At 65.0% G+C, this 2,720-nt stretch carries 3 protein-coding genes and 2 pseudogenes; 2 read left to right on the top strand and 3 right to left on the bottom strand.

All coding sequences use genetic code 11. From position 1 onward, the window contains the following. Both J9611_RS21170 and gnd read left to right on the top strand, forming a co-directional pair. A partial coding sequence (locus J9611_RS21170) for an OpcA/G6PD domain-containing protein (RefSeq protein WP_211883176.1) occupies window positions 1-189 on the top strand: 189 nt, incomplete at its 5' end. 13 nt (window positions 190-202) lie between these two features. Then, window positions 203-1,639, top strand: a complete 1,437-nt coding sequence (gene gnd, locus J9611_RS21165; protein WP_211883174.1) for an NADP-dependent phosphogluconate dehydrogenase — start codon at window positions 203-205, stop codon at window positions 1,637-1,639. A 454-nt stretch (window positions 1,640-2,093) separates the two neighbouring features. Here the strand turns inward: gnd and J9611_RS22210 are convergent. From J9611_RS22210 to J9611_RS21150, 3 genes and pseudogenes are all read right to left on the bottom strand, one after another. Further along, window positions 2,094-2,156, bottom strand: a pseudogene (locus tag J9611_RS22210) (hypothetical protein); the annotation flags it as partial. A gap of 122 nt (window positions 2,157-2,278) precedes the next feature. Next, on the bottom strand, window positions 2,279-2,479 hold the full coding sequence (locus J9611_RS22855; RefSeq protein ID WP_372447829.1) for a 2Fe-2S iron-sulfur cluster-binding protein: 201 nt from the start codon (window positions 2,477-2,479) through the stop codon (window positions 2,279-2,281). Between the two features lie 49 nt (window positions 2,480-2,528). Then, window positions 2,529-2,720: pseudogene (locus J9611_RS21150) on the bottom strand (hypothetical protein); the annotation flags it as partial.

The raw sequence follows: 2,720 nt of genomic DNA, 5'->3' as shown, positions 1-2,720 counted from the left end.
ATCGCCGAACTCACCCAACCCGGCCAGCCCGCCCAACGCATCTCCCTGCCGCGCCGCACCCTCAAAGACTGCCTCGCCGAAGAACTCCGCCGCCTCGACCCCGACGAAGTCTTCGGCGATGTCCTCCGGGCGTCAATAGACACAGCAAAAACGGCAATACCTCGTTTTCAATCACTTGTAACCCTCTAACCTTGGAGTTTTGATGTCAGCACACATCGGTGTTACCGGCCTTGCGGTGATGGGGGCCAACCTCGCCCGCAACCTGGCCCGGAACGGCTTCACCGTTGCCCTGCACAACCGCTCGGTGGAGAAAACCGACGCGCTGCTGGAAAAGCACGGCCAGGACGGCGATTTTGTCCGCACGGAGACGCTCCAGGAGCTCGTTGACTCTCTGGAGAAACCGCGCCGCGTGCTGATCATGGTCAAGGCCGGCAAGCCGGTCGACTCCGTGATCGAGCAGCTTGAGCCGCTGCTGGAGGCCGGCGATATCATCATCGACGCCGGCAACTCGCACTACGAGGACACCCGCCGCCGCGAAGCGGCGCTGGCGAAGAAGGACCTGCACTTCGTCGGGATCGGCGTCTCCGGTGGCGAGGAGGGCGCGCTGAACGGCCCCTCGATCATGCCCGGCGGCTCGAAGGAGTCCTACGACGCCCTGGGACCGTTGCTGGAAAAGATCGCCGCCCAGGTGGACGGCAAGCCGTGCTGCGCCTGGATCGGCACCGACGGCGCCGGACACTTCGTCAAGATGGTCCACAACGGCATCGAATACGCCGACATGCAGGTCATCGGCGAGGCCTTCGACCTGCTGCGCTCCGGCGCGGGGATCGAACCGGCCGAACAGGCGAAGATCTTCACGGAATGGAACAAGGGAGACCTCGCCTCCTTCCTGATCGAAATCTCCGCCGAGGTCCTCGGCCACGTCGACGCGAAGACCGGCAAGCCGTTCGTTGACATTGTGGTGGACGCCGCCGGCCAGAAGGGCACCGGCCGCTGGACGGTCATCTCCGCCCTGGAACTGGGCTCCCCGGTCTCGGGAATCGCCGAATCGGTGTTCGCCCGCGCCCTGTCCTCCCAGACGGAGCAGCGCAAGCTGGCCCAGGAGCTCCTGGCCGGCGGCGAGGCCGACGTCCAGGTCCCCGAAGGCTTCGTCGAGGACGTCCGCCAGGCCCTTTACGCCTCCAAACTGGTCTCCTACGCCCAAGGACTGGACATGCTCACCTCGGCGGCCAAGGAATACGGCTGGGACCTGAAGCTGGACGAGATCGCCTCGCTGTGGCGCGGCGGCTGCATCATCCGCGCGGAGCTGCTCAAGGAGATCACCAACGCCTACGCCCTGGAGGACAAGCCGGCCAACCTGCTGTTCGCCCCGGCCTTCACCAAGGCCATCGCGGAGGTCCTTCCGGCGTGGCGCCGGGTGGTCTCCACGGCCGTGCAGCTCGGCATCCCGGTGCCGGTGTTCTCCTCCTCGCTGGCCTACTACGACGGCCTGCGCCGCAAGCGCCTCCCGGCCGCCGTGATCCAGGGCCAGCGTGACCTCTTCGGCGCCCACACCTACGGCCGCGTCGATGCCGAGGGCACCTTCCACACCCTCTGGGGCGAGGACAAGTCCGAAATCGAGGCAGTGGACACCCACTAAGGCGGTGAGCTTGTACCCGGCTCCCCCGGAGCCGGCCACCTGACTTCCAACGTCCCGGCCTCACCGACTCTCTGCCCAACCGGCCCGTAGCCTTGATCCGCCGACGGGCCCGTTGGGACCCCGGGATTTGGTTTGGCCGGGCGCGTCGGGTTCGGGGCAGGCCGGGTCGCCCGGCACCGCTGCCGGTGGTGTCCCACCGTGGTCCTTGGTTGTTTCGGTACGGGGCGGCCGGTCAGGTCTTTGCCAGCCGCGGAACGATCAGGTTGAACAGGTCCGTCCAGGGGGTTTCCCAGGGCGCTGTCGTTCAGATCGGCGTTGACCTGCTCGATGATCGCGTGCCCGCGGTGGGTCTTATCTGCGGCCACGGTGTCGAGGGTGCCGGTGGTGAAAAAGGCACCACCCACAGTATAAAAATGATTACTACAGTGACGGTGATGACATAGAACCAGCCGAGGTTTTCTGCGATCCAGGCCACCACCGTTTTCATGGTGCCGTTCGCGTTTGCGGGCGCCAGCATCGCCCAGATAGAGAAGGCTACGATGATGGCTGAAGCGATGATGAAAACACGCCAGTTGACCCTTGGCCCGGGGTTCTCAATGAGTTCGGCGGTGTCTGGGTCTTTGTCGATGGTGGTGGTACTCAAGGTCCAACTCCAATTCTTGGTCCGGGCTGCGGGGAAACGCAGCACATCATGGTGGTGTTCCCGGCCTTTTCCTGGTCGGTCAGGCAGAGATCCCGGTGCAGGGGTGCCCGTTGAAGCACTGACAGGGAACATTCGCCGCAGATGCCTTTGCCGCACATGTTCGGAATGCTTTTTCCTGCTTTTTCGAGGGTCTCCATCAACGAAACGCCGGCCGGAACTTCCAATCTCATGCCGCTAGAGCCAGCTTCACCGCGAACGGTCCGTAGCGGTGAGTTCCCCGATTCTGGGTCGTGGGCCTGCCGCGGTCAGCGCATTCGGTCCGGGCCGGTGGACGTAGATCAGGGACGGTGGGGTGCCCCGTTCGGCGGCGTACCGGGCGCGCGACAGCCCCGGGGTGATCCCGGTTCCTGCCGCAACAGGCAGTTGATGAGTGGCTGT

The organism is Pseudarthrobacter albicanus (genome assembly GCF_018224015.1).
GTDB lineage: Bacteria > Actinomycetota > Actinomycetes > Actinomycetales > Micrococcaceae > Arthrobacter > Arthrobacter albicanus.
The sequence above is the reverse complement of the archived record's forward strand: the minus strand, read 5'-3'. Positions and strand labels throughout refer to the sequence as shown.

Bases quoted from the DNA above. Each gene is read 5' to 3' on its own strand.
- J9611_RS22855 (WP_372447829.1), bottom strand. From the start codon at position 2,479: ATGGAGACCCTCGAAAAAGCAGGAAAAAGCATTCCGAACATGTGCGGC.
- gnd (WP_211883174.1), top strand. From the start codon at position 203: ATGTCAGCACACATCGGTGTTACCGGCCTTGCGGTGATGGGGGCCAAC.